The organism is Polaribacter sp. Z014 (assembly GCF_023555435.1).
Classification (GTDB): domain Bacteria; phylum Bacteroidota; class Bacteroidia; order Flavobacteriales; family Flavobacteriaceae; genus Polaribacter.
In genome coordinates, this window is sequence record NZ_JALCZP010000010.1 from 90216 (window position 1) to 114554 (window position 24339).

Consider the following 24339-nt stretch of genomic DNA (forward strand, 5'->3'; position numbering starts at 1 on the left):
TTATCTTAGTTTTTTTTTGAAATTTATTTAAGTGTTTATGAAATATCTTAATTTAATATATAGACTAACGAAAATATTGAAATAAAGATCCACAGTGTAAGTGCCAGTATTATTGGTTTTATTCCTGTAGATTTTAAGTCTTTTATAGAAATACTAGAGCCTACAAGAAATAAAGTTAGTAATAACAATCGTTTTGATATTATAACAATAAATTTAGTAGTTGGTTCAGGTAAAAGGTGGTAACTATTTATCATAATAGCTACAATAAATAGAAGAATAAAATAGGGTATTTTAATTTTTTCTCCTTTTGTTTTAAAAAGAAACATTGAAAAAATTGATAAAGGAATAATCCACAGTGTTCTAGATAGTTTTACGGTAGTCGCTATGCGCAAAGCTTCTTCTCCGTACTCTAAAGCTGCTCCAACAACAGAACTTGTATCGTGTATTGCAATTGCACACCACAAACCAAATTGCTCTTGTGTTAAGTTTAGAAAATGCCCTACTGCAGGAAATACAAACAATGCAATAGAGTTTAATAAAAATACAATTCCTAAAGCAATACTTATATTTTTACTTTTTGCTTTAATAACAGATGAAATAGCAGCAATTGCACTCCCTCCACAAATTGCAGTTCCAGAGGTAATAAGATGTCCTAACTTTAAATCTATTTTTAAAAGCCTTGTTAACAATAAACCAATGGTCACCGTTAATAGAATAGAATAAATAGTTAGCCCAAACCCTGCTTTACTTGTAGCTAAAGTTTCTTTTATAAACATTCCGAAGCCCAATCCCACAACAGAAATTTTTAGTAAATAATGAATAGCTTTGTGACTATATGTCTGGAATGGATTGTTGAAAATTATGGTATATACAAAACCAATTATTAATGCTGTTGGGCTGTTTACAAAACCTAAAAGGGTAATTAGTACTAGAAGAAAGTAAACTGTTTTTGAGATAAAATCTTTCATATCATTGTGTATTATTTGATACAAAAGTAGCAGGTATTAATTACTTTAAAGCAAATTAATTAGCTATATGAGATAACTAAAAGTTATAGCTGTTTCGGGTAAATTTTTTAAAATAATCAAAAGTATTAGAAAGGTATCCAGTTCTATTAACAAAATAGAACCACCTTTCAATACTTAAATCTTTAATGTCTATTATTTTGAGTTTATTACTCATCAAATCGTCAGAAATAGAGTGGATAGAGAGTAGGGCGTAATGGTCTGAATTGTATAAATAATTTTTAATGGCTTCCGTACTATTAAAAGACACAACAGAATTAAGTTTTTTAATTTTATGATTTAAAAGGAAGCTATCTATAATTACTTTTGTTCCAGAACCCTTTTCTCTTTCAATCATGGGGATTTTTTGCAGCGTTTCTATATCAATATTCCTTTTTTGAAAAGTATTATTATTTGCATTTGTTACAAGTACAATTTCGTCTTTAATAAATTTCTCAAAATGTAATTTAGGGTTTGATATACTTCCTTCTGTAATTCCAAAATCTATTTCTTCATTTAAAATTAAGGCTTCAATATTTTCAGAATTATTGCTTATGATGTTAAATTTTGTTTGAGGAAATTGCGTTCTAAATTTGGCTATTACTTTAGGAATAATGTAGTTAGACAAGGTGGTGCTTACACCAAAGTTGATAAAATTTGGTAAATCATCTTTTTTATGAAGAAATTTTTCGTCCATTTCTGCATAAATGGCTAATATTTTATTCGTATAAATAAGAAAAGATTTTCCTTCAGTTGTCAATTCAATCGAGTTTCTTTTTCTTATAAATAAGGTGGTTTTAAACTCTTGCTCTAAATTTTTAATGGACTTAGATATGGCAGGCTGAGAAAGATATAATTGCTCAGCAGCTTTTGTAAAACTTAAATGTTTAGCTACAACTTTAAATATATGTAATTTGGTTTTCATTAGTTTGTGTACAATACCTTACTTTTAAATGTACAATAATTTCTACAGTTTTAATCAATATCATTACAACGTAAAAACGGTAAGTAAAACACCTAAAACGATAGCTATAAATTTCTGTAAGTTAAATTTATGGTTTTCAGAGCCTTCAAAAAGGATGATGGTAGAAATATGTAAAAACACCCCAATAATTAAGGCCGTTATTTCTGTAGCATACGTTGTAAAAAAAGTAATTTTATCTCCTAAAAGTAGCCCTAAAGGACTCATTAAAGCAAAAACAATTAAAAAAAGATAGGTTATTTTTTTAGAATATTTCGTCTGAATTAAAAAAGTAGTTAATACAATGGCAATAGGTATTTTATGAACCACAATAGCCCATAATAAGTTATCACCGCTATGATGAATAGGTAAGCCTTCAGAAAAAGAATGGATGCATAAACTAACAAATAACAAGGTTGGGAATTCTTTGTTATCAGAATGAATATGAATATGACCATGTTCTGCTCCCTTAGAAAAAGATTCTAAAACAGACTGAATAATAATTCCAACTAAAATAAAAATACCTATTTTTTTATATTCTGTAGTTTCAGAATAAACTTCTGGTAATAAATGTAAAATAGTAACAGCTAATAAATAGGCGCCACTAAAAGCTAATAATAAGCGCACAATTTTTTTACTTGGTTTTATAATAAAAACTAAGATAGAACCAATAAAAACAGCTACTATTAATAAGATGTAACTCATTTTGCAATAATAATTAATCGATCGGAAGTGTTTCCTTTAAATGTATTTAAATTGTAATCTCCAAAAACGGATGTAATAGTAAAACCAACTTTATTAAAGAAGGTAGTCATTTTAGCAAGATCTAAATATTTTACTTGTTCTGTGTAAGAATGCGCTTCACCATCAGCAAAAAAAGAAATATGCTTTAAGATAAATCCATCTTTAATCTCTCTTTTAATTTTAAAAGTAATATTATCTACAATTTTTGTTTCTTTAGTTACTAAATTTAGTTTTACTTTTTCTGCATTTAAAAAATCAAATACAAAAAAACCATTTTTATTTAAACCTTTTTTAATGTTTTCTAGAATTAAAATATCTTCCTTATCATCATCAAAATAGCCAAAACTTGTAAACAGATTAAAAACAGCATCGTAGGTATGATGAAAAGGTTTGCGCATGTCATGCACATTAAATTTTAACGTATCATTTTCGAATTTTTTAGCAGAATTTATACTGTTTTCTGCCAAATCACCCCCAGTAACTGTATAGCCCAAAGAATTCAAAAATACAGAATGACGCCCTTTACCGCAAGGTAAATCTAAAATATGCGTTGTTTTTGGCAAGTTTAAAAAAGAGGTAATATTTTTCATAAACAATTGAGCCTCATCATCGTTTCTTTCTTTGTATAATGTGTGATAATAAGGGGTGTTAAACCAATCTGTAAACCAATCTTTCTGTTTCATTTGTCTGTGTAATTTTGCAATACCTTTTTTTATATTATCTTATAATTGTGTTTATAAGTATTGGTTTGTTTTGCTTACTAAGAGTCTGTAAAAGTAACCAAAACTTACGTTCTGTAAAATGAATTTCTTAATTAGTATAAATCCTATTTATAAATAGTATTTTTGCAGTCAATTTTATGGGTATGAACAAAGATTTTAAAATGACGGCAACAACACTTTTCGGTTTAGAAGGTGTGTTGGCAAAAGAGTTGAAAGAACTAGGAGCACAAGATGTTAAAGAAGGCATTAGAATGGTTTCTTTTAGAGGAGACACCGGTTTTATGTACAAAGCAAATATTGCATTAAGAACGGCTGTAAGAATTTTAAAACCGATAAAAGTTTGTAAGATTTACGATGAAGAAGATTTGTATGAGGCAATTCAGAAAATTAAATGGGAAAACTATTTAGAAACTGAAGGTACTTTTGCTATCGGAGCCGTAGTAAATTCTAAGAATTTTACGTCAAACTCACATTATATTTCTTTAAAATCTAAAGATGCTATTGCAGATTATTTTAGACATAAATATAGTAAAAGACCCAATGTAGATTTAGATTACCCAGATTTAAAAGTACATATTCACATACATAAAGAGTGGTTAACCGTTTCTTTAGATTCATCGGGAGATTCTTTACATAAAAGAGGTTATAGAACCGCTACTAATATTGCACCTATAAACGAAGTTTTGGCTGCTGGTATGGTTTTATTATCTGGTTATACTGGCGAAGAAAACTTTATAGACCCAATGTGTGGTTCTGGTACTATTTTAATTGAAGCTGCCATGATTGCTAATCATATTCCGGCAAACATCAACAGAAAATTATTCGCTTTTGAGAATTGGAAAGATTATGATGAAGACTTGTATTTTACCATTCAAGAATCATTATTAAAGAAAATCCGTTCTTCTCATTTTAAAATTATGGGATTTGATAAAGCACCATCTGCAGTACAAAAAGCACAGGCAAATGTAGAAAATGCTAATTTAGATGAGTTTATTGGTGTGCATCACGTTAACTTTTTTAATTCTAAAAAAGAAGTTTTTGGTAACACTACCATATTATTCAATCCGCCATATGGCGAGCGTTTAAATATAGATACCGAAGAATTTTATAAGAAAATAGGAGATACGCTTAAAAACAATTACCCTGGCTCTACAGCTTGGTTAATTACATCGGATACAGACGCTTTAAAATGTGTAGGACTAAGAACTTCTAAAAGAATAGCCCTTAAAAACGGAGATTTAAACTGTAAGTTTGTAAAGTACGATTTGTACGAAGGAACTCGTAAATTTAAAGAACGTAAAGAAGATACTGATACAGAAGTAGAAACAGAAACGGAAGATTAGACTCTTTTTGTTATTGTAATTTTACAAAACAATCTGTTTATGAAGGAGTAAAGAGGTTATTTAAAAAAGATTAAATTTTGTTACAGTGAAGTTCAATCTTCATAAGAATCTGAAATAAATTCAGATTGACAAAAAACGACTTTTTTAGATAACCTCTTTTTTTTTGAAGCTATTTCCTGCTTTCCGCACTCGCTTTTTTTATCCTAAAAAGGAATAAAAAAGAGCTCAAACAATTGCTTCAATCAGGGCTAAACTAGTTTGCTAGTTTCAGTAACAATTAATAGATTATTTAATATAAAAAAACGTCTTATAAGCTGAATAAAATTAGCTTGATAAGATATTTCTCTATTTATAGCTAACGTTAAAATTAATATATAACGTTTTATATTCATAGTTAGCTAAGCTCGTTTTTTTTAGTTAAAAAATCAACAGTAAAAACACTAATTTTACTTTAAATGAAATAAGGTTTCGCTGTTATTTTAAACAATAAAAACCCAAAACAATTAAGTTTTGGGTTTTTTTATAAACTGAAGCAAGTGTTGGTACCTGCTTATTTTTTTCCTTTTTTCTGTTGTGCAGCTTGTTGATCTTGCGCTTGTTTCATAGCAGAATCTATTTTTTGACGGAATTTACTTTTCTTTTTTTCCGGTTTCTTTTTGTTTTCCTCTATCTGAGCATGAATTTTAGCTTCATCAATTACGTAGTGTTTAATTACTAACATAATAGTAATCGTTAACAGGTTAGAAACAAAGTAGTATAAACTTAATCCACTTGCATAGCGATTAAAGAAAACTAACATCATAATAGGAGAGAAGTAAATCATATACTTCATCATTTTACCCATGTCTGGCATTCCTTCTTGCGTTGGTGCTTGCATGTTTGCTTGCTGACTTTGGTTCATTTTCATGTAAAAGAAAATTGCAACAGAAGCTAGTATAGGAAATAAACTTACGTGATTTCCGTAAACAGGAATCTTAAAAGGTAAGTTATAGATAATATCGTAAGAAGATAAATCTGGTGCCCATAAAAAGCTTTGTTGTCTTAAAGCTAAGTTTGTTGGAAAAAATTTAAACAATGCAAAGAATACAGGCATTTGTAATAGTGCGGGTATACAACCAGATAACATACTAACACCAGCTTTTCGCTGAATAGCCATGGTTTCTTGCTGACGCTTCATTGCGTTTTCTTTACCTGGATATTTATCATTTAAGGCTGTTAATTCTGGTCTAATCACCTTCATTTTTGCACTTGATAAATAAGACTTATATACTAATGGAGACATGATAATTCTAACAACAACGGTCATTAAAATAATAATTAATCCATAGTTAGATAAAAATCCTTTTAAGAAATTAAAAACAGGGTAGAATACGTTTCTGTTTAAGAAGCCAAAAATTCCCCATCCTAAATCTGCTGTTTGATCTAAATCTGTACCTTTAAAAGTTTTTAATAAATTATAATCACTAGGGCCGTAAAACCATTTCATATTATAATTTAATTCTCCGTTCGTTAATTCTAAAGGTGTCTTTAACTCATAACGTTTTGTAAAAATACTATCAATTTCCTCATTTTTAACTAATTCAGTAGAAGTTATAGTTGCATTATTAAAAGGGGTATCCGTTAATAAATTAGACATAAAAAAATGTTGTTTGTAAGAAACCCAGTCAACATCGTTAATAACTTCAGATTTGCCAGCGTTTAAATGATCTACTTCATCTTCTGTTTTATAATAAAGATGAGAATACATGGTGTTTTCTGTGTATAAACTTTGTTCATGTCTGTAACCATCTAAAGACCAATTTAAATTAATTGGGTTAGAAGAGTTAATAACCGAGTTTAAACCTTGAGAACGAACCACAAAATTAACCATGTAATTTTTTGGTTTTATTTCATATCTATATTCAAGAAATTGAGTGTTAGACACTTTTAGTTTCATAGAAACAACAGTGTTTTCTCCATTTTTAGTAATGGTTGGCTCAAAGAATAAATCTTTAGTATTTAAAATTCTACTATCTGTAGTTCCAAAATTAATATTAAAAGAGGCGTTCTTATTCTTTATCATGTATAAAGGCAAGGAATCATAGGTTTTATAATTCTTAATTTCAGCCTCTATAATTTGTCCTCCTTTGTTACTAATAATTAATTTAACCAATTCGTTTTCTAGAACAGAAGTTCCTTCTTTTCCATTAATCGCACTTTGTGCAAATGCGCCTAACTTATCTGTAAAAGCAACTTGTTTTAAAGAGTCATTTTCAAAAACAGGTGTGTTTTCTGTTAAAGTATTAGTTGTATTGTTTGTAGTTTCTACAACTTGCTCTGTATTCGTAGGAGTATCAATTGTTTCATCTGGTTTGTTAGTGTTAATCCAGTATAATAAAATACCTCCTAATAGTACCATTCCTATAAAAGAATTGATATCGAATTTTTTTTGTTCCATGTGTTATTTTAAAATGTCAATTTGTCATTTAATCAAAAATATCTTTTGATTAAAACGCGACAAATGTAGTGAAAAAGAAGCTTTATATCGTTTTTGCTACTTTAAATGTTATACCTACTAATAGTTCAAATAGTATTCCTTTTTTTTACAAATATGATGTTCTCTTTTTAAATAGTAAGATTATATTTTTTTAACACATAGAAGCATAGGTTAAATATTCTATGATGCTATGTGTTAATTTAAAAGTTAGAATTTTAAATCTTAGACTGTTTTAAAGCTGCTTTAATAAAATCTACAAATAAAGGATGCGGTTTTAAAACGGTACTTTTATATTCTGGGTGATATTGAACACCAACAAACCAAGGATGCGAAGGTATTTCTACAACTTCTACCAACCCTGTTTTTGGGTTAAACCCTGTTGCTTTCATTCCGCCAGCTTCAACTTGTTCTAAATAAGCATTGTTAAACTCAAAACGGTGTCTGTGACGTTCGCTTATCAATTCAGTTTTATAGGCTTTAAATATTTTAGAATCTTTTTTCAATTCACAATCCCAAGCACCCAAACGCATGGTACCACCTTTTTCGGTAACCCCTTTTTGGCTTTCCATTAAATTAATAATAGGTTCTTTGGTGCTTTTGTTCATTTCTGTAGAACTAGCATTCTCTATACCTAATACATTTCTAGCAAATTCAATCACTGCCATTTGCATTCCTAAACAAATTCCGAAGAAAGGAATATTATTTTCTCTTGCATATCTTACTGCTCTAATTTTACCTTCAATACCTCTATCACCAAAACCAGGAGCTACTAAAATACCATTTACACCTTTTAGTTTTTTCTCAGCATTTTTAGGTGTTAAATTTTCAGAATGTACCCAACGTACTTTTACTTTTGTTTCATGCGTAGAACCTGCATGAATAAAAGCTTCTGTAATAGATTTATAAGAATCTTGCAACTCAATATATTTACCAATTAAGGCAATTTCTACTTCGTGTTTTGGGTTTTTATGTTTGGTTAAAAACTCGTTCCAAACTTTTAATTCTGGTTCTCCTTTAGAAGAAAGCTTTAATTTATTTAAAACAACGGTATCTAAACCTTGTTCTAACATTAAATTAGGTACGTCATAAATAGTTTCTGCGTCAATAGACTGAATAACGTCATCTTGTTTAACATTACAAAATAATGCTAGTTTACGTTTAATGTCGTCAGAAATTTCATGTTCTGTTCTACACACTAAAATATCAGGACTTACACCACTTTGCATTAACATTTTTACAGAGTGTTGCGTAGGTTTTGTTTTTAACTCACCAGCAGCAGCTAAATAAGGGACCAATGTTAAATGTATAACAATGGCATTTTCCTCTCCTTTTTCCCAAAGCATTTGTCTTACCGACTCTACATAAGGTAAAGATTCAATATCACCAACTGTTCCACCAATTTCTGTAATTACAATATCATAATCACCAGTTTCCCCTAAAATTTGGATTCTGCGTTTAATTTCATCGGTAATATGTGGTATAACCTGTACCGTTTTTCCTAAAAAATCACCTCTACGTTCTTTATTAATTACAGATTGATAAATTTTACCTGTAGTTACGTTATTAGATTGACTGGTAGGAATGTTTAAAAAACGCTCATAATGACCTAGATCTAAGTCTGTTTCAGCTCCATCATCTGTAACATAACATTCTCCATGTTCGTACGGATTTAAAGTTCCTGGGTCTATATTAATATAAGGGTCTAGTTTTTGGATAGTTACAGAAAAGCCTCTTTGCTGTAGTAATTTTGCTAATGATGCAGCAATAATTCCTTTTCCAAGCGATGATGTTACGCCTCCTGTTACAAAAACGTATTTAGTATTACTCATGGTATTCTTAGGTTTGCGCAAAAGTACTAACTCTAATATTTATGGCAAATAAAAATTGGTATTTATTTTTATATTTCTTCTATTTAAAATAGTATAAATTGCAATAGTTTTTGAATTGTTTAAAATAAAAAAAAATATTTTGAAAAAAATCTTACTAATATTAAGTCTTTTAATGTTTTCAAGCTGTGCTATTATTTTTCCAAAAGTATTTCAGCGTAAATCAGCAAATTTTACTTTTAATAATTTATGGTTTAATACACAATTAGACCATCATAAAAGTGCTCGCTATTTATTAAATACAACTCAACTGAGCATTAATGCATTTATTGGTGATGATTATAATGAGCAATTAGTAAATTTTGTCTCCAAGAAATTAGGGAATAATGTGTTTACAAAAGAAAGTTATAAAACCTCTGATGATAAAATAATTATTCCTTTTACGATAGAATACGAACTCACAAAAGAAAATATTGAACTTTTGCAAAAAACAACAGATTTAGATTATATAATCTTATCTAAAATACTGACTCCAGATTTAATAAATAAATCAAATGATCCGCAATATGATTTTTTAAAATACAGATCTAATGTTTTAGGAGGTTCTGTGGTTTTTGTTAAAATTTTTGACATTAAAAATAACAATGTTTTAATAGAAATGAGATGTAAAAGTGTGGTTTATGATGATGAAAACTTTAATTTTGATACAAATAGTTATGAAAATGACTCTAGAATATCCACTTATAAAAGTGAACAACAGTTGATAAAAAAGAGTTTTAAAAGAATTTTTAGAAGAATTGAATAAGTTTTAATTACAAATTGGGTTTATGTATTGGGTATTTTTCTTATTTACATTAGAAACATTACTCTTTTAAAAACTCAACTAATTTAGAGTATTTAGTCAACTTTATTTAAGATTAATTAGATAACAATATTTTTTTAAAGAAAGGTTTCAAAAATAAAAAAGGAAAATTAATTATTTCTTTTATTTAGGATATCAGATTACTTATAATAGATAACCTTTTTAAAAGAGAATACAGATATAGATTATGTGATTTTAACAAAAAGGTTATATTTAAAAGATCTGAATGATGTTTCTTTTGCTTAGAATAGTAAAGGACGGTTCAATGATTCTAATGCTGATGCGATGTCTTTTGTGAAAATTATTGATTTAATAAATGGAGGTATTTTGTTTTATATGAATTGCAAAGACGAAGTTTTTATTATAGAAAATAAAGATATGCAGACAAGAGCGCTAAGACCACAACCAATTTCAAATTATAAAAACTTTTATAGTTTATCAGAAAATACAATGAAAAAACTTCTTAAAAAGATAAAGTAATATTTTTTGATTTTTTTTTAAAATAGTGTTTGTCATAAATAAAAACAGTTGTATATTTGCCAACGCTTTAAATGAGTAGAATTTTAAGCAGTAAAATAATAATACAAGACATTTAAAAATACAGATAATGCCAAAAAGAACTTACCAACCGTCAAAGAGAAAGAGAAGAAATAAACATGGTTTCATGGAAAGAATGGCTTCTGCTAATGGTAGAAAGGTTTTAGCTAGAAGAAGAGCTAAAGGAAGAAAGAAAATTTCTGTTTCTACGGAAACTAGACATAAAAAATAAATGATTAACAATTGTTAATATAAGGTGTTACTTTTTTTAAGTAACACCTTTTTTTATACCCAAGCACTAACTATTTTTGTAAAACTAAATAACACAACAACTTACAATGCCAAAAAGAAAAGACCTCAAATCAGTTTTAATTATTGGATCTGGACCAATTGTTATTGGACAAGCATGTGAATTTGATTATTCTGGCTCACAATCACTACGTTCTTTAAGAGAAGATGGAATCGAAACTGTTCTAATTAACTCTAATCCTGCAACAATTATGACAGACCCTTCAATGGCTGATCATATTTATTTGTTGCCTTTAACAACAAAATCAATCATTCAAATTTTAAAAGAGCATCCACAAATCGATGCTGTTTTACCAACAATGGGTGGACAAACTGCATTAAATCTTTGTATTGAAGCAGATGATAAAGGAATTTGGGAAGATTTTAATGTAAAGTTAATTGGTGTAGACATTGATGCCATTAATATTACTGAAGATAGAGAACAATTTAGAGAGTTAATGTTAAAGATTGATGTGCCTATGGCGCCTCAAGCAACAGCAACTTCATTTTTAAAAGGTAAAGAAATTGCACAAGAATTTGGCTTTCCTTTAGTAATTCGTTCATCTTATACTCTGGGTGGGGCAGGAGCTTCTATTGTTTACAAAGCAGAAGATTTTGACCAACTTTTAAGTTTCGGTTTAGAAGCATCACCAATACATGAGGTGATGATTGACAAAGCGATGATGGGCTGGAAAGAATACGAGTTGGAATTATTACGTGATAAAAACGATAATGTTGTCATTATATGTTCTATCGAAAATATGGACCCGATGGGAATTCATACCGGAGATTCTATTACCGTAGCACCGGCAATGACACTTTCTGATAGAACTTTTCAGAAAATGCGTGACATGTCTATTAAAATGATGCGTTCTATTGGAGATTTTGAAGGTGGTTGTAATGTACAATTTGCAGTTTCACCAGACGAAAAAGAAGATATTATTGCCATTGAAATTAATCCTCGTGTTTCTCGTTCATCCGCTTTAGCGTCTAAAGCAACAGGATATCCTATTGCAAAAGTAGCTACAAAATTAGCCATTGGGTATACATTAGATGAGTTACAAAACGGAATTACAAAATCTACATCGGCTTTATTTGAGCCAACATTAGACTATGTAATTGTAAAAATACCACGTTGGAATTTTGATAAATTCGAAGGTTCAGACAGAACTTTAGGTTTACAAATGAAATCTGTTGGAGAGGTAATGGGGATTGGACGTTCTTTTCAAGAAGCATTACACAAAGCAACGCAGTCTTTAGAAATTAAAAGAAATGGTTTAGGTGCAGATGGAAAGGGATACACAGACTATAACCAAATTATAGAAAAATTAACCTACGCAAGTTGGGATCGTGTTTTTGCAATTTATGATGCAATTGCTATTGGAATTCCATTAACTCAGATTCATGATATCACAAAAATTGACATGTGGTATTTAAAGCAATATGAAGAGTTATTTCAACTTCAAAAAGAAATTTCTACCTATAACATTGATACTTTAGGAAGAGATTTATTACTAGAAGCGAAGCAAAAAGGATACGGAGATAGACAAATAGCGCACATGTTGGGTTGTTTAGAAAGTGAAGTATATACTAAAAGAGAAGAATTAAAAGTACAACGTGTTTTTAAATTAGTAGATACTTGTGCAGCAGAATTCAAAGCAAAGACTCCTTATTATTATTCAACTTTTGAAAATGAGATTGAAACTGCAGACGGACAAATTACAATTGCAAACGAAAGTATTGTAACTGATAAAAAGAAAATTATCGTTTTAGGTTCTGGACCAAATAGAATTGGACAAGGAATTGAGTTCGATTACTGTTGTGTACATGGTGTTTTAGCAGCTGCAGAATGTGGTTATGAAACGATTATGATTAATTGTAATCCAGAAACGGTTTCTACAGATTTTGATACGGCAGATAAATTATACTTTGAGCCTGTTTTTTGGGAACATATTTATGATATTATTCGTCATGAAAAACCAGAAGGAGTTATTGTACAATTAGGTGGACAAACTGCTTTAAAGTTAGCCGAAAAGTTAACAAAATATGGAGTTAAAATAATTGGAACTTCTTTTGAAGCATTAGATTTAGCGGAAGATAGAGGACTTTTCTCTGAATTGTTAAAAAGGAATAATATTCCTTATCCAGAATTTGGTATCGCAGAAACAGCAGATGAAGCTTTGGCTTTAGCAGATGAATTAGATTTCCCTATTTTGGTAAGACCTTCTTATGTTTTAGGAGGACAAGGAATGAAAATTGTCATCAACAAAGAAGAACTTGTTAAACATGTAGTTGATTTATTGGGAAGAATGCCTGGTAATAAATTATTGTTAGATCATTATTTAGATGGTGCCATAGAAGCAGAGGCAGATGCCATTTGTGATGCCGATGGTAATGTGTATATTATAGGTATTATGGAACATATAGAACCTTGTGGAATTCATTCTGGAGATTCTAATGCTACGTTACCTGCTTTTAATTTAGGTGAATTTGTGTTGCAACAAATTAAAGATCATACTTTTACAATTGCGAGAGAACTAAAAACGGTAGGTTTGATAAACGTTCAGTTTGCAGTTAAAGATGATATTGTTTATATTATTGAAGCAAACCCAAGAGCCTCTAGAACAGTACCTTTTATAGCAAAAGCATATAAAGAACCATATGTAAATTATGCTACAAAAGTAATGTTAGGAGAAAAGAAAGTAACAGATTTCGATTTTAAACCGCATTTAGATGGTTTTGCAATTAAGCAACCTGTATTTTCTTTTAACAAGTTTCCTAATGTAGACAAAAAATTAGGCCCAGAAATGAAATCAACAGGAGAGAGTATCTTGTTTATAGATAACTTAAAAGATGATGATTTTTATAATTTATACTCTAGACGTAAAATGTATTTGAATAAATAAAATACAAGTATATAACTTCTTAAAAACATCCATTTATGTTGAATTTTTTTCAATAATTTGGATGTTTTTTTGTGTAGTAAACTTTATATTTAACTTATATCTCTGAGTGAATACGTTAATTTTTTCAGAAAATAAATGATTATTATTTAAATGAATGAACATTTATTCATAACTTTGTTGACGCAAATTATTTAAAGCATGGCACGTAAAATTGATGAGGATAAAATAGCAAGAATCAAAGAAGCTACGATGCGTACAATTGTAGAAAAAGGGATAGAATCTACTACTATAGCAATGATTGCTAAAAAAGCAAATGTAAGTGGTGGCTATTTATATAGAACGTATGCCGGAAAACAAGATTTAATAAACGAATTATTTCATGACAAGGTAGATTTTCTTTATAATGAGTTAGAAAATTTATTGGCATTAAACCAAAATAGTATTAAACCATTACTTCAAACATTTATTAAAAATAGAATTAGTTATTTTTTGAAAGAGCCGAATGCTTCGAAGTTTTTTTATCAATTATTACACAATGAAAACTTTTTTGCTTCGGATGAAATTAAACATAAGAGTGCCGATTTAATCATAAAAATTAAAAATATTGGAGTTAAATCTGGAGAAATTTCAGAGGATACCACCGTTTATCAATTGCATTATCACATTTTAGTATATGCGGTAGATTATATCAACTTTACACGAAAAAATATTTTTGGAGAACAAGAAGTAACTATCAATGATGTAGATAAATTAACTAAAAATATTTTAAATATTTTAAAATAAATGAATATCAATATAAAAATTAAATAAATGAAATTGAATAGAATAGGAGTGTTTTTCTCCTTTGTATTATGTTTTATAACAACGTTTACAAACGCACAAGATATTACATTAAGGCAAGCGTATGATTTAATGTTGTCTAAAAACGGAAACGTAAAAGCATCTAACTTTGAAGTAAAAGCGATGGAAGAAGAACACAAAGCGACAAAGGGATTGCGCTTACCAACGGTTAGTGTTTCTGGTACTTATATGCACTTAGATAAAGATATTACTGCAGACTTAAATGAGCAAAAAAATATGGTGGGTGGTTTATTAGGTATAACAGACCCTACTGCAGTTTTAGGTGATTGGGATTTTACTTTGCAAGAAAAAAACTTAGGTTTTGCTACAGCAAATGTATCGATGCCAATTTATGCTGGAGGAAAAATAAATGCAGCCAATAAGGCATCAGAAATAAAATTAGCATTATCAGAAACCAAGCATAAAATAAAAGAAGATGAATTAACTATAAATTTAATAAATTATTTTTTTAAGTTAAAATTAGCGCAAGAAGCTGTACAATTAAGACAAGAAGTGTATAACGTTATTTTGTTGCATAATAACCAAGCAAATAAGTTTTTCGAAAACGGAATTATTCCGGAAGTAGAAACTTTAAACGCTAAGGTAGCCTTGTCTAATGCAAACAGAGAATTGTTAGCTGCTAAAAAAGACGTTGATTTAGCTACAACTGCAGTGCAGAATTTAATAGGAGTAAATTCAATTTCTGGACTTAATAGTGAATTTACGAAACCCACAATTGTAAAACCTTTGCAAGAGTTTACCAATGATATGTTGTCTGATAATGAACAGTTAAAAATCATTGAAAAAAATCATGAGTTAGCAAAAGTAGGCGTTCAAGTAGAAAATAGTGATTATTTTCCGAAAGTGGGAGTTTCTGGAAAATACATTCTTTGGAAAGATAATTTACCTTTAGTAGATACAAAATGGTTTGTAGGTGTTGGTGTAGAGTGGGAGTTGTTTAATGGTTTTCAAAGAGAACATAAAATAAAAGCATCAAAATATAAAATTTCTCAAGTTGAAGAACTTGATAAACAAGCGCGACTAAATTTAACTACGTATACCGAAAAGCTCTACAATACCATGCAAAAAGAACTAGAACAATACGAAAGTTTAAATGCTGATGAAGCATTGGCAAATAGATTAAAATTTATGAGAACACGTGCTTTTGAAGAAGGAACCGGAACTTCTTTAGAAGTTGTGGATGCTACTTTAAAATTATCAGAAATTAAATTACATAAAATAAAAGCCTTATACGAGTACAATGTAGCTTACGGAGAGTTAATGGTACTTACAGGAAAAACAGCAGCGTTCTTAAATCAAAATTAATAGTAAAATGAGAAATCCAAAATTTATAAAGTCATTAATTGGTGTTGTAATTATTTCAATTATAGTACTTACAGGCGTGTGGTTTTTAACGAAACCTAAATCTGTTATTTTACAAGGTAGAATAGAAGCAAAAGAAATTTATTTGTCTTCTAAAATACCTACACGTATTAATTCTTTTGAAGTAAAAGAAGGAGAAAGTGTAAAAAAGGGACAATTATTAGCAACGCTTTTAAGTCCAGAAATTATGGCAAAAGAGCAACAAGCTTTAGCGTTAAGAGATGCTGCAAATGCCCAAAAAAGTAAAGCACAAAACGGAGCAAGATCAGAAGAAATTAGAGCTGCAAAAAGTGTCTATGAAAAAGCAACGGCAGCTGCCAATGTAATGAGTAAAACATACACACGTATGGCAAACTTATTTAAAGACGGTGTGATTTCAGAACAGCAACGAGATGAAATATTTGCAAAAAAAGAAGTTGCCTTAAAAGACCAAGAAGCTGCGTTAAGTATGTATCAAATGGCAAAGAAAGGTGCTAGAAATGAAGATATAGAAGCCGCTTCTGCTTTGGTTAAACAAGCCGATGGAGCTTTAACTGAGTTAGAAGGTTATAAAAATGAACGTAATATTATTGCACCTATAGATGCAGAAGTTCTTAATTTTTTACCAGAAGAAGGAGAATTAATAGGAGCAGGATATCCTGTGGTTCATTTGGTAGATTTGGCTAATAGTTATGCTATTTTAAATATTAAAGAAACCAGTCTTTTCAATTTTAAAAAAGAGGGTGTTTTTGAAGCAACGATTCCTGCTTTAAATAATAAAAAGGTACAATTTAAAACGTATTACGTAGCTGCTTTGGGTGATTATGCAACTTGGAATGCAACAAAAGCAACCGGAGATTTTGATGTGAGAACGTTTGAAATTAAAGCTGCACCACTTACAAAAGAAGTAGCATTAAGACCTGGAATGAGTATTTTAATTGATTATTCTCAATTTAATGAGTAAAATGAAACCCTCTTTACGGATTGCAAAAAGAGAAATAGCGCTGTTATTTAATAGCAAGTCGTCCTTTATGCTTGCCATAATATTGCCTTTTGTTTCTATTTTGTTTTTCAATGCGCTTTTAAGTGAAGGTGTTGCCAGAGATTTACCTGTAGCTATTGTAGATTTAGATCATACGGCAACGTCTAGAAATGTAATTGCGCAATTAGATGCCGCTCCAGAGATTAAAATAGGTTTTTTTCCTATGAATCAACAAAAGGGAGAAGAATTAATTCGGTTGGGAAAAGCGTATGGTGTTATTACCATTCCTCAGAATTTTGAAGCAGATTTAAAAAGTGGTAAACAAGTAAATATTATCAATCAATACAATAGTAATTTATTATTGGCTGGTGGATTAGAATATAAAGCCTTTCGGAAAGTTATTGGTACAATATCGGCAGGTGTAAATATAGAAAAGCAACGTAAAAAAGGAGTTTCAATGCAACAAGCATTGGTAAATTATCAACCTATAAAAGCTAATAATCATGTATTGTCTAATCCGTATACAAATTATTCTTATTATTTAAATACCGGGTTTTTAACAATGTTTTTTCAGTTATTTGTGATGTTAACCACTATTTATTGTTTTGGAGCAGATTTAAAGTTTAGTAAAGGAAATAAGTTGTTAAGCATTGCAAACGGTAGTATGCCTGCTATTATTTTAGGAAAAGTGTTACCTTATACAATTTGGTTTTTGTTGGTAGGTATTGTTACGTTGTTAAGTATGTATGTTTGGCAAGATTTTCCGTTTTCTGGAAGTAAAATAATGGTACTTGTTGGGTTACTTTTATTAATATTAGCCAATCAATCATTCGCTTTGTTTTTTATTTCGGTAGGTAGTAGTTTTAGGGAAGCCTTAACAATTGGTTCTGGTTTTGGTGCAGTAAGTCTATCTTTTTCAGGGATTACATTTCCAATTTTTGGAATGCCAAAAATATTGCAATGGTTAAGTCAGATTTTTCCATTTACACATTTTTTTGAATTATTATTAGACCAATCACAGCGGGGGTTTCCAGTATTTTATTCTTTAAAATCAATAATTATCTTAGTTGTTTTATGTATTGTGCCAATTTTTTTAAGTTGGTTTAAATTAAAAAGATTGTTTTTAAAAGGTAGTTTTAAGCATAACATTTAAAATGAAGAATTACTATAAATCATATTATAAAGGAAAAATCTCATTTTGGAATACGTTTAAAACAGAATGGAATTCAATTAAATCGGATAAAGCGGTAGTAAGTACTTTTTTATCTGTAACACTACTTATTTTAGTAGTGTATACGTATATATACTCTAATCAGATAATTAAAGAAGTTCCTGTAGCCATTGTAAACCAAGATGGTACTAAAATGAGTAGAGATTATATTGCTATGTTAGAAGCTACTGAGGGCACAAAAACAATAACCAAATTCACAGATTTAGAAGCCGCTAAGGTAGCTTACTATTCTAGAAAAGTTCAAGGTATTGTTATGATTCCAAAGAATTTTGAAAAGGATATTAGAAGTGGTAAACAAACTACGATTACAACTTTTTCTGATGCTGCAAATATGTTGTTTTACAAACGTGTTTTAGGAGATGTAACTACGGTTAGTGGATATTTTAGTGCAGGAATAGCAATAAAAAAAGAGATGGCGAAAGGTGTATCTTTAGATGAGGCTCAGAAAAATTATACACCAATAAAAGCAATATCTACCAGTTTATTTAATACAAATTCTGGGTATGCAACCTACTTAATACCAATGTTAACGGCGTTGATTATTCAATTGGTATTGTTGATGGGCATTGGACTTTTAAGTGGTTCTAGAAGAGAAACCATAAGTACGCATACAGAATTTCCAAGAATATTACATAAAGGAGGTGTAATAGTTATTTTATTGGCAAAAGCTTGTTTATATACTTTAATTTATTTGGTAATTATTCCAATTCAAGTTGGAATTGTTTATTCTATATTCGGAATTCCAGTACGTTCTTCATTATTTACCATCTATGTATTTATAATTCCGTATATATTTTCTGTAGTATTTTTAGGCATTTCTATCAGTTCCTTTTTTAAAAGAAGAGAAGATTCTATTGTTTTTTTAGTGTTGCTTTCTATTCCGTCATTAATGTTAAGCGGATTGTCTTTTCCTGCGGAAGGATTTACGCCGTTTTTTAAATTTATATCAGAAATAATTCCATCAACACCAGGTATGAATGGCTTTGTAAAATTAACGCAAATGGAAGCTTCCTTCTTAGATGTAGTAAAAGAATGGAATCATTTATGGTTTCTAACAATTATTTATTTTGTGATTGCCGCTATCTCTTTAAAATTAAGAGCAAAAAAAGAGGTAATGTTAAAAAAGGAATTATAAAATATGGATATTGCTTTTTTTTGATTTGAAATACTTGAAATAACTAAGCTTTTCTTAATCTTTCTCAAATTTCTATTATCTTCGTTTTTCTAAAAAAAGAAACTTAAAATGAGTAGAAATATAAAAGACTATATAGTTATTGGTTTAAAAGGAATGGCTATGGGAGCAGCAGATGTGGTTCCTGGCGTTTCTGGAGGTACAATTGCTTTTATTTCTGGTATTTATGAAGAATTATTAGGTTCTATTAGCAACGTAAATCTGGGTTTATTTAAGACCTTAAAACAAGATGGGGTAAAAGCTGCTTGGACACAACTAAACGGAAACTTTTTAGCTTCGATATTTATAGGGATATTTATAAGTATTCTTTCTCTTGCAAAAGTTATTAAATATTTATTAGAGAATGAGCCTATTTTATTATGGTCGTTCTTTTTTGGTTTGGTATTGGCTAGTATTATTTACATAGCAAAACAAATTACAAAATGGAACGTTATTTCTTTTATAGTATTAGTTTTAGGAGCTTTTTTAGCCTATTATATTACAACTTTAAATCCTTTAGTTTCAGAAAATTCTTCTCCTTTATTTATATTTCTTGCAGGAGCAATAGCAATTTGTGCAATGATTTTACCAGGAATTTCAGGTTCTTTTATTTTAGTATTATTAGGTGCATATAAGCCCGTTTTGGATGCTTTAAATAACAAAGATTTTAAAACAATTTTAGTGTTTATGGCAGGTGCAGTTGTTGGTTTATTAACTTTTTCTCGTATTTTAAAATGGTTGTTTAAACATTATAAAAATATAACATTAGCAGCTTTAACTGGTTTTATAATTGGTTCTTTAAATAAAATTTGGCCTTGGAAAGAAACCTTAACATGGCGTACAAATTCTCATGGAGTAGAAGTACCCTTTAATCAACAAAGTGTAAGTCCTTTTTCTTTTAGTGGAGAAGCAGAATTAACCATGGCAATTGTATTGGCTGTTGTTGGTTTTGTACTTATTTTAGGAATGGAAAGATTAGCAGTGGATAAAAAATAAATGGTAAAAGAAAGAACTTTTTTACAGAAATTAAGCCTCTTTTTTAAAGGGTTGGCTATGGGAGCTGCAAACAAGGTTCCCGGAGTTTCTGGCGGAACTGTTTCTTTTGTGCTTGGTTTTTATGAAGAGTTAATTTATTCGTTTAGAAAGATAAATTTAAAAGCTTTTAAATTACTTTTTAATGGTCGTTTTAAAAGCTTTTACAGCTATGTAAATGGCCCATTTTTGCTATTAATAATGGGCGGGAGTATCTTTAGTTATTTTAGTGTTTCTTTAGTTTTAGATTATTTTTTGGCAAACTTTGAGTTGTATGTTTGGAGTTGGTTTTTTGGAATGATAATAGGTTCTATTTACTATATTGGTAAGGACTTTGGAGATTGGGATTTTAAAAATATACTTTCCTTAATTATTGGAGCTACTATAGGAATAGGAATAAGCTTTTTAACACCAGCAACAGAAAATGACAATCTTTGGTTTGTTTTTGTTTGCGGAATTATAGGGGTTTCTGGTATGACACTTCCTGGGCTTTCTGGGTCTTTTATTTTAATCCTTTTAGGAAATTATGTTTTGTTATTGGTAGATTCTGTAAACGTATTATCTAGTGTAATTGCAAGTTTATTATCAGGAGATTTTAAAGTTTTGTCAGATCCAATTAAAATAAGATATTTAAAGATAATTGGTGTTTTTACAGCAGGTTCTGCTTTCGGTTTGGTTTCTATTAGCCATGTTTTAGGATATGTTTTAAAACGTTGGCATCAAATTGTAAATGCACTTATTATTGGTTTTATTACCGGTTCTTTGGGGATTGTTTGGCCTTGGAAAAAAGTAATTTATTTACAAACAGACGGTAGTTATTTAATTGATAAAAAAGGAAATAAAATAGTAGAAAATTACGAACGATTTGTTCCTGATTTTTCGAATACAGAAACGTGGTTTGCTATGTTTTATATAGCAATAGGTATTTTGTTAATTTTAGCAATAGATTTTTATGGAAGAAAGAAAAAATAAAGTTTTTGGTTTATTAGGAAAAGATATTGAATACTCTTTTTCGCGTGGTTATTTTACAGAAAAGTTTGAAAAACTGGATTTAAAAAAATGTAAGTATGTTAATTTTGACATACCAAAAATAGAAGATTTTCCGTCCTTAATAGAAGAAGGAGGAGATAAACTAAGAGGTATTAATGTTACCATTCCTTATAAGGAAGTTGTAATGAAATACTTAGATAAATTAGATAAAACGGCAAAAGAAATCGGTGCGGTTAATACTATTAAATTTACTAAAAGAGGAAACCTAAAAGGCTATAATTCTGATGTGGTTGGTTTTGAAAAATCGATATTTCCGTTGATAAAAAAACAGCATAAAAGAGCTTTAATTTTAGGTACTGGTGGTGCTTCTAAAGCCATTGCGTATGCTTTAAAAAAGAATGATATTAAATTTAAATTTGTTTCTAGAAACCCAGAAGGTAAAAAAGAAATTTCGTATCAAGATTTAACGGAAACTGTTATGGAAAAGTATCAGATAATTATCAATTCTACACCAGTTGGTACTTCGCCAAATACGGATAGATGTCCAGATATTCCATATCAGTTTATTACAGAAAACCATTTGTTATACGATTTAATTTACAATCCAGAAGTAACTACTTTTTTAGCGAAAGGAAAAGCACAAGGAGCAACTATTAAAAATGGATATGAAATGTTGCAGTTACAAGCAGAAGAATCTTGGAGAATTTGGAATACGTAACAAAAATTGTATGAAAGTATAGGAGTTCTATTTTTGTTGGCAAGTTAGCGCGTTAGGGATTGCATTGGAAATCCTTTTTATGAAGTATGAATAAAAAGATTGTAAAGGAAAGCCCGACCTGCAAGGGAACGCCCAAAAAATAATTAAACGCTATATTTTTATAGTTAGATAGTTTGTAGATTTAGTAAGTTGTCTGTATCTTTATAAGATATATAATAGTGTATTATAGTAGACCTTAAACATTGTAGATATGTTAGAAAATAACGATGAAAACGTTGAAAAGACGGAAAAGAAAATAGTAGAAGTTGTAAATGAAACTTCAAAAGTTGAAGTTGAAGAAATTATAAAGGATACGGATGATACCGTTGTTGCTGTTGAGGAAATAGAGAAATCTATTGCTGTAGATGCTGAAAAAGATACCGAGAAAGAGGAAGAATCTGATGCGGTAGATTACTCTAAATTATCTTTAGAAGATTTAGTTGCAGAACTTAAAAAAACACTTTCTGATAACCCTGTTCAAAAAATTAAAAACCAAGTAGAAGGTATTAAAAGTGCTTTTAACCAACAATTTGGTGCTCTTTTAGCAGAAAAGAAAGCTGCTTTTTTAGAAGAAGGTGGTAATTCTATTGATTTTCAATTTTCTAGCCCTATAAAAGCTGATTATAATACGCTGTTGTCTGATTACAAAAAACAGCGAGATGCTCATTATAACGATTTAGATAAGCAATTGTCTTCTAATTTAGAAAAAAGACTTTCTGTTATTGAACAATTAAAAGATTTAATTGAAAATGCAGATACAGCAACCATGTATAAAAGTTTTAGAGAGTTGCAAGATTCTTGGAAAACGATTGGTCCTGTTTCTAAAAACCACTACAATGATACTTGGAAAACATTTCATCATCATGTAGAGCGTTTTTACGATTTACTACATTTAAGTAATGATTTTAGAGATTTAGATTTTAAACATAATTTAGAAGAAAAATTAAAAATCATTGATAAAGCAAATGCATTAGCAGAAGAACCAGATATTAATATTGCTTTTAAAGAACTTCAGAATTTACATAAAATTTGGAAAGAAGATATTGGACCTGTTTCTCAAGAAATGAGGGAAGATGTATGGAAGACATTTAGTATAGCTACTAAAAAAATTCATGATAGAAGACATGATCATTTTAGAGAAATGCGTTCTAAACACCAAGAAATTATAGAAAAGAAATTAGTGGTGGTTGAAAAGCTAAATGCTTATGATACGGCTAATAATAAAACGCATAACGATTGGCAAAAAAGTATTAAAGATATAGAAGAATTAAGACAAGAGTATTTTAATGCTGGTAAGCTTCCGTATTCTAAAAGTGAAGAAGTTTGGCAAAAATTTAAAGCGGCTACAAAGAAATTTAATAGTGCTAAAAATGTTTTTTACAAACACGAAAAAAATGATCAGCAAGAGAATTTAAAGAAGAAAATGGAGTTAATTGAACTTGCAGAATCTTTAAAAGAAAGTGATGATTGGGAATCTTCGACAAATACTTTAAAGAAAATACAAGCAGATTGGAAAAAAATTGGTCATGTACCTCGTAAATTTTCTGATGATATTTGGAAACGTTTTAAAGCAGCTTGTAACCATTATTTTGATAGATATCACGAACAAAAGAACTCTTTAAATAAAGAACAACAAGAAGTTGTAGATGCTAAAAAAGCATTTTTAGAAACAATAAAAGAGTTAAAAGAACCTACGAAAGACGAAATTTTTGAAGTTATAAATAACTGGAGAGAATTAGGTGTATTGCCAAGAAACGCTAGGCATATAGATGGTAAGTTTAATAAATTAATAGATAGAGCTTTAGGAGGTTTAGATTTAGATAAGAATGAAGTTGCAATGTTAAAGTTTACACATGTTGTAGATAGCCTTGCAGCAGATAACGATGTTAGAAAGTTAGATTCTGAGCAAATGTTTGTTAGAAAGAAAATTGATGAAGTTGTTAAAGAAATTCAGCAATTAGAAAACAATTTAGGTTTCTTTTCTAATGCGAAAGCAGATAATCCTTTGGTGTTAAATGTAAGAAATAGAGTAGAGGAGTTTAAGGTAGATTTAGCTCTTTGGAAAGAGAAGTTAAGCTATATTAAGAAATTAGATTACTAATTTACTTAGACCTTTTTATAAAAACAAAAAACTCGAAGCGAATGGCTTCGAGTTTTTTTGTTTATAGGCTGTGCTCCAAAATTGTATAAGTAAAGTTATTTATTTCGTGGACACTATCCTAAAATCTGTGTAAGTTAAAAAACTCAGGGTTAAATTATTTATAGTTTAATCCTGTTTTCAAATATAGCTAAAAATTGATTAAGT

The 24339-nt window shown here is 29.4% G+C and carries 20 protein-coding genes; 14 read left to right on the forward strand and 6 right to left on the reverse strand.

Translation table 11 applies throughout. From position 1 onward, the window contains the following. Positions 1-47: 47 nt before the first annotated feature. The 4 genes from MPF19_RS12490 to MPF19_RS12505 all read right to left on the reverse strand — a co-directional run bounded on the left by MPF19_RS12490 (position 48) and on the right by MPF19_RS12505 (position 3392). Positions 48-968: a YeiH family protein gene (locus MPF19_RS12490; RefSeq protein WP_249988503.1), complete on the reverse strand. Its 921-nt coding sequence runs from the start codon at positions 966-968 to the stop codon at positions 48-50. Between the two features lie 76 nt (positions 969-1044). Continuing rightward, positions 1045-1929 (reverse strand): LysR substrate-binding domain-containing protein, encoded by an 885-nt coding sequence (locus MPF19_RS12495; RefSeq protein WP_203394494.1) that lies wholly within the window; start codon positions 1927-1929, stop codon positions 1045-1047. Positions 1930-1992: 63 nt separating this feature from the next. Continuing rightward, positions 1993-2670, reverse strand: a complete 678-nt coding sequence (locus MPF19_RS12500) for a ZIP family metal transporter (RefSeq protein ID WP_203394493.1) — start codon at positions 2668-2670, stop codon at positions 1993-1995. After that, entirely contained in the window at positions 2667-3392 is a 726-nt protein-coding gene (locus MPF19_RS12505) for a methyltransferase domain-containing protein (RefSeq protein ID WP_249988504.1), read from the reverse strand. The genes MPF19_RS12500 and MPF19_RS12505 overlap by 4 nt, the downstream gene beginning before the upstream one ends. A gap of 182 nt (positions 3393-3574) precedes the next feature. Between MPF19_RS12505 and MPF19_RS12510 the strand changes: the two genes are divergently transcribed. After that, the gene (locus MPF19_RS12510; protein ID WP_203394491.1) at positions 3575-4774 is read left to right on the forward strand and encodes a THUMP domain-containing class I SAM-dependent RNA methyltransferase; all 1200 of its coding nucleotides are present in this window, start codon (positions 3575-3577) and stop codon (positions 4772-4774) included. A 550-nt stretch (positions 4775-5324) separates the two neighbouring features. Here MPF19_RS12510 and yidC read toward each other — a convergent pair. Continuing rightward, the gene (yidC, locus tag MPF19_RS12515) at positions 5325-7211 is read right to left on the reverse strand and encodes a membrane protein insertase YidC (RefSeq protein WP_203394489.1); all 1887 of its coding nucleotides are present in this window, start codon (positions 7209-7211) and stop codon (positions 5325-5327) included. A gap of 254 nt (positions 7212-7465) precedes the next feature. After that, positions 7466-9079, reverse strand: coding sequence for a CTP synthase (gene pyrG / locus MPF19_RS12520; protein WP_203394488.1), 1614 nt, complete (start codon positions 9077-9079; stop codon positions 7466-7468). A 139-nt stretch (positions 9080-9218) separates the two neighbouring features. Between pyrG and MPF19_RS12525 the strand changes: the two genes are divergently transcribed. From MPF19_RS12525 to MPF19_RS12585, 13 genes are all read left to right on the forward strand, one after another. Continuing rightward, positions 9219-9881, forward strand: a complete 663-nt coding sequence (locus MPF19_RS12525) for a hypothetical protein (RefSeq protein ID WP_249988505.1) — start codon at positions 9219-9221, stop codon at positions 9879-9881. A 342-nt stretch (positions 9882-10223) separates the two neighbouring features. Continuing rightward, the gene (locus MPF19_RS12530; protein ID WP_249988506.1) at positions 10224-10418 is read left to right on the forward strand and encodes a hypothetical protein; all 195 of its coding nucleotides are present in this window, start codon (positions 10224-10226) and stop codon (positions 10416-10418) included. Between the two features lie 127 nt (positions 10419-10545). Beyond that, on the forward strand, positions 10546-10707 hold the full coding sequence (gene rpmH / locus MPF19_RS12535; RefSeq protein WP_036820926.1) for a 50S ribosomal protein L34: 162 nt from the start codon (positions 10546-10548) through the stop codon (positions 10705-10707). 106 nt (positions 10708-10813) lie between these two features. Further along, a complete protein-coding gene (carB, locus tag MPF19_RS12540) occupies positions 10814-13669 on the forward strand; it encodes a carbamoyl-phosphate synthase large subunit (protein ID WP_249988507.1) in 2856 nt (951 codons plus the stop codon). A gap of 198 nt (positions 13670-13867) precedes the next feature. Next, positions 13868-14452 (forward strand): TetR/AcrR family transcriptional regulator, encoded by a 585-nt coding sequence (locus tag MPF19_RS12545; RefSeq protein ID WP_203394485.1) that lies wholly within the window; start codon positions 13868-13870, stop codon positions 14450-14452. Between the two features lie 27 nt (positions 14453-14479). Further along, positions 14480-15835 (forward strand): TolC family protein, encoded by a 1356-nt coding sequence (locus tag MPF19_RS12550; protein WP_249988508.1) that lies wholly within the window; start codon positions 14480-14482, stop codon positions 15833-15835. Between the two features lie 7 nt (positions 15836-15842). After that, the gene (locus MPF19_RS12555) at positions 15843-16835 is read left to right on the forward strand and encodes an HlyD family secretion protein (RefSeq protein ID WP_203394483.1); all 993 of its coding nucleotides are present in this window, start codon (positions 15843-15845) and stop codon (positions 16833-16835) included. Next, entirely contained in the window at positions 16828-18006 is a 1179-nt protein-coding gene (locus MPF19_RS12560; RefSeq protein ID WP_249988509.1) for an ABC transporter permease, read from the forward strand. Before MPF19_RS12555 ends, MPF19_RS12560 begins: the two co-directional genes overlap by 8 nt. 1 nt (position 18007) lies before the next feature. Beyond that, the gene (locus tag MPF19_RS12565) at positions 18008-19219 is read left to right on the forward strand and encodes an ABC transporter permease (protein WP_249988510.1); all 1212 of its coding nucleotides are present in this window, start codon (positions 18008-18010) and stop codon (positions 19217-19219) included. A 108-nt stretch (positions 19220-19327) separates the two neighbouring features. Beyond that, complete coding sequence (locus MPF19_RS12570; RefSeq protein ID WP_249988511.1) at positions 19328-20251, forward strand: polyprenyl-phosphate transporter; 924 nt, start codon at positions 19328-19330, stop codon at positions 20249-20251. Further along, complete coding sequence (locus MPF19_RS12575; RefSeq protein WP_203394479.1) at positions 20252-21259, forward strand: DUF368 domain-containing protein; 1008 nt, start codon at positions 20252-20254, stop codon at positions 21257-21259. Continuing rightward, positions 21240-21995 carry a shikimate dehydrogenase family protein gene (locus MPF19_RS12580; protein WP_203394478.1) on the forward strand — a complete coding sequence of 252 codons (756 nt, stop codon included), beginning with the start codon at positions 21240-21242 and terminating at the stop codon, positions 21993-21995. The genes MPF19_RS12575 and MPF19_RS12580 overlap by 20 nt, the downstream gene beginning before the upstream one ends. 250 nt (positions 21996-22245) lie before the next feature. Then, on the forward strand, positions 22246-24135 hold the full coding sequence (locus MPF19_RS12585; RefSeq protein WP_249988512.1) for a DUF349 domain-containing protein: 1890 nt from the start codon (positions 22246-22248) through the stop codon (positions 24133-24135). Positions 24136-24339 lie beyond the last annotated feature (204 nt).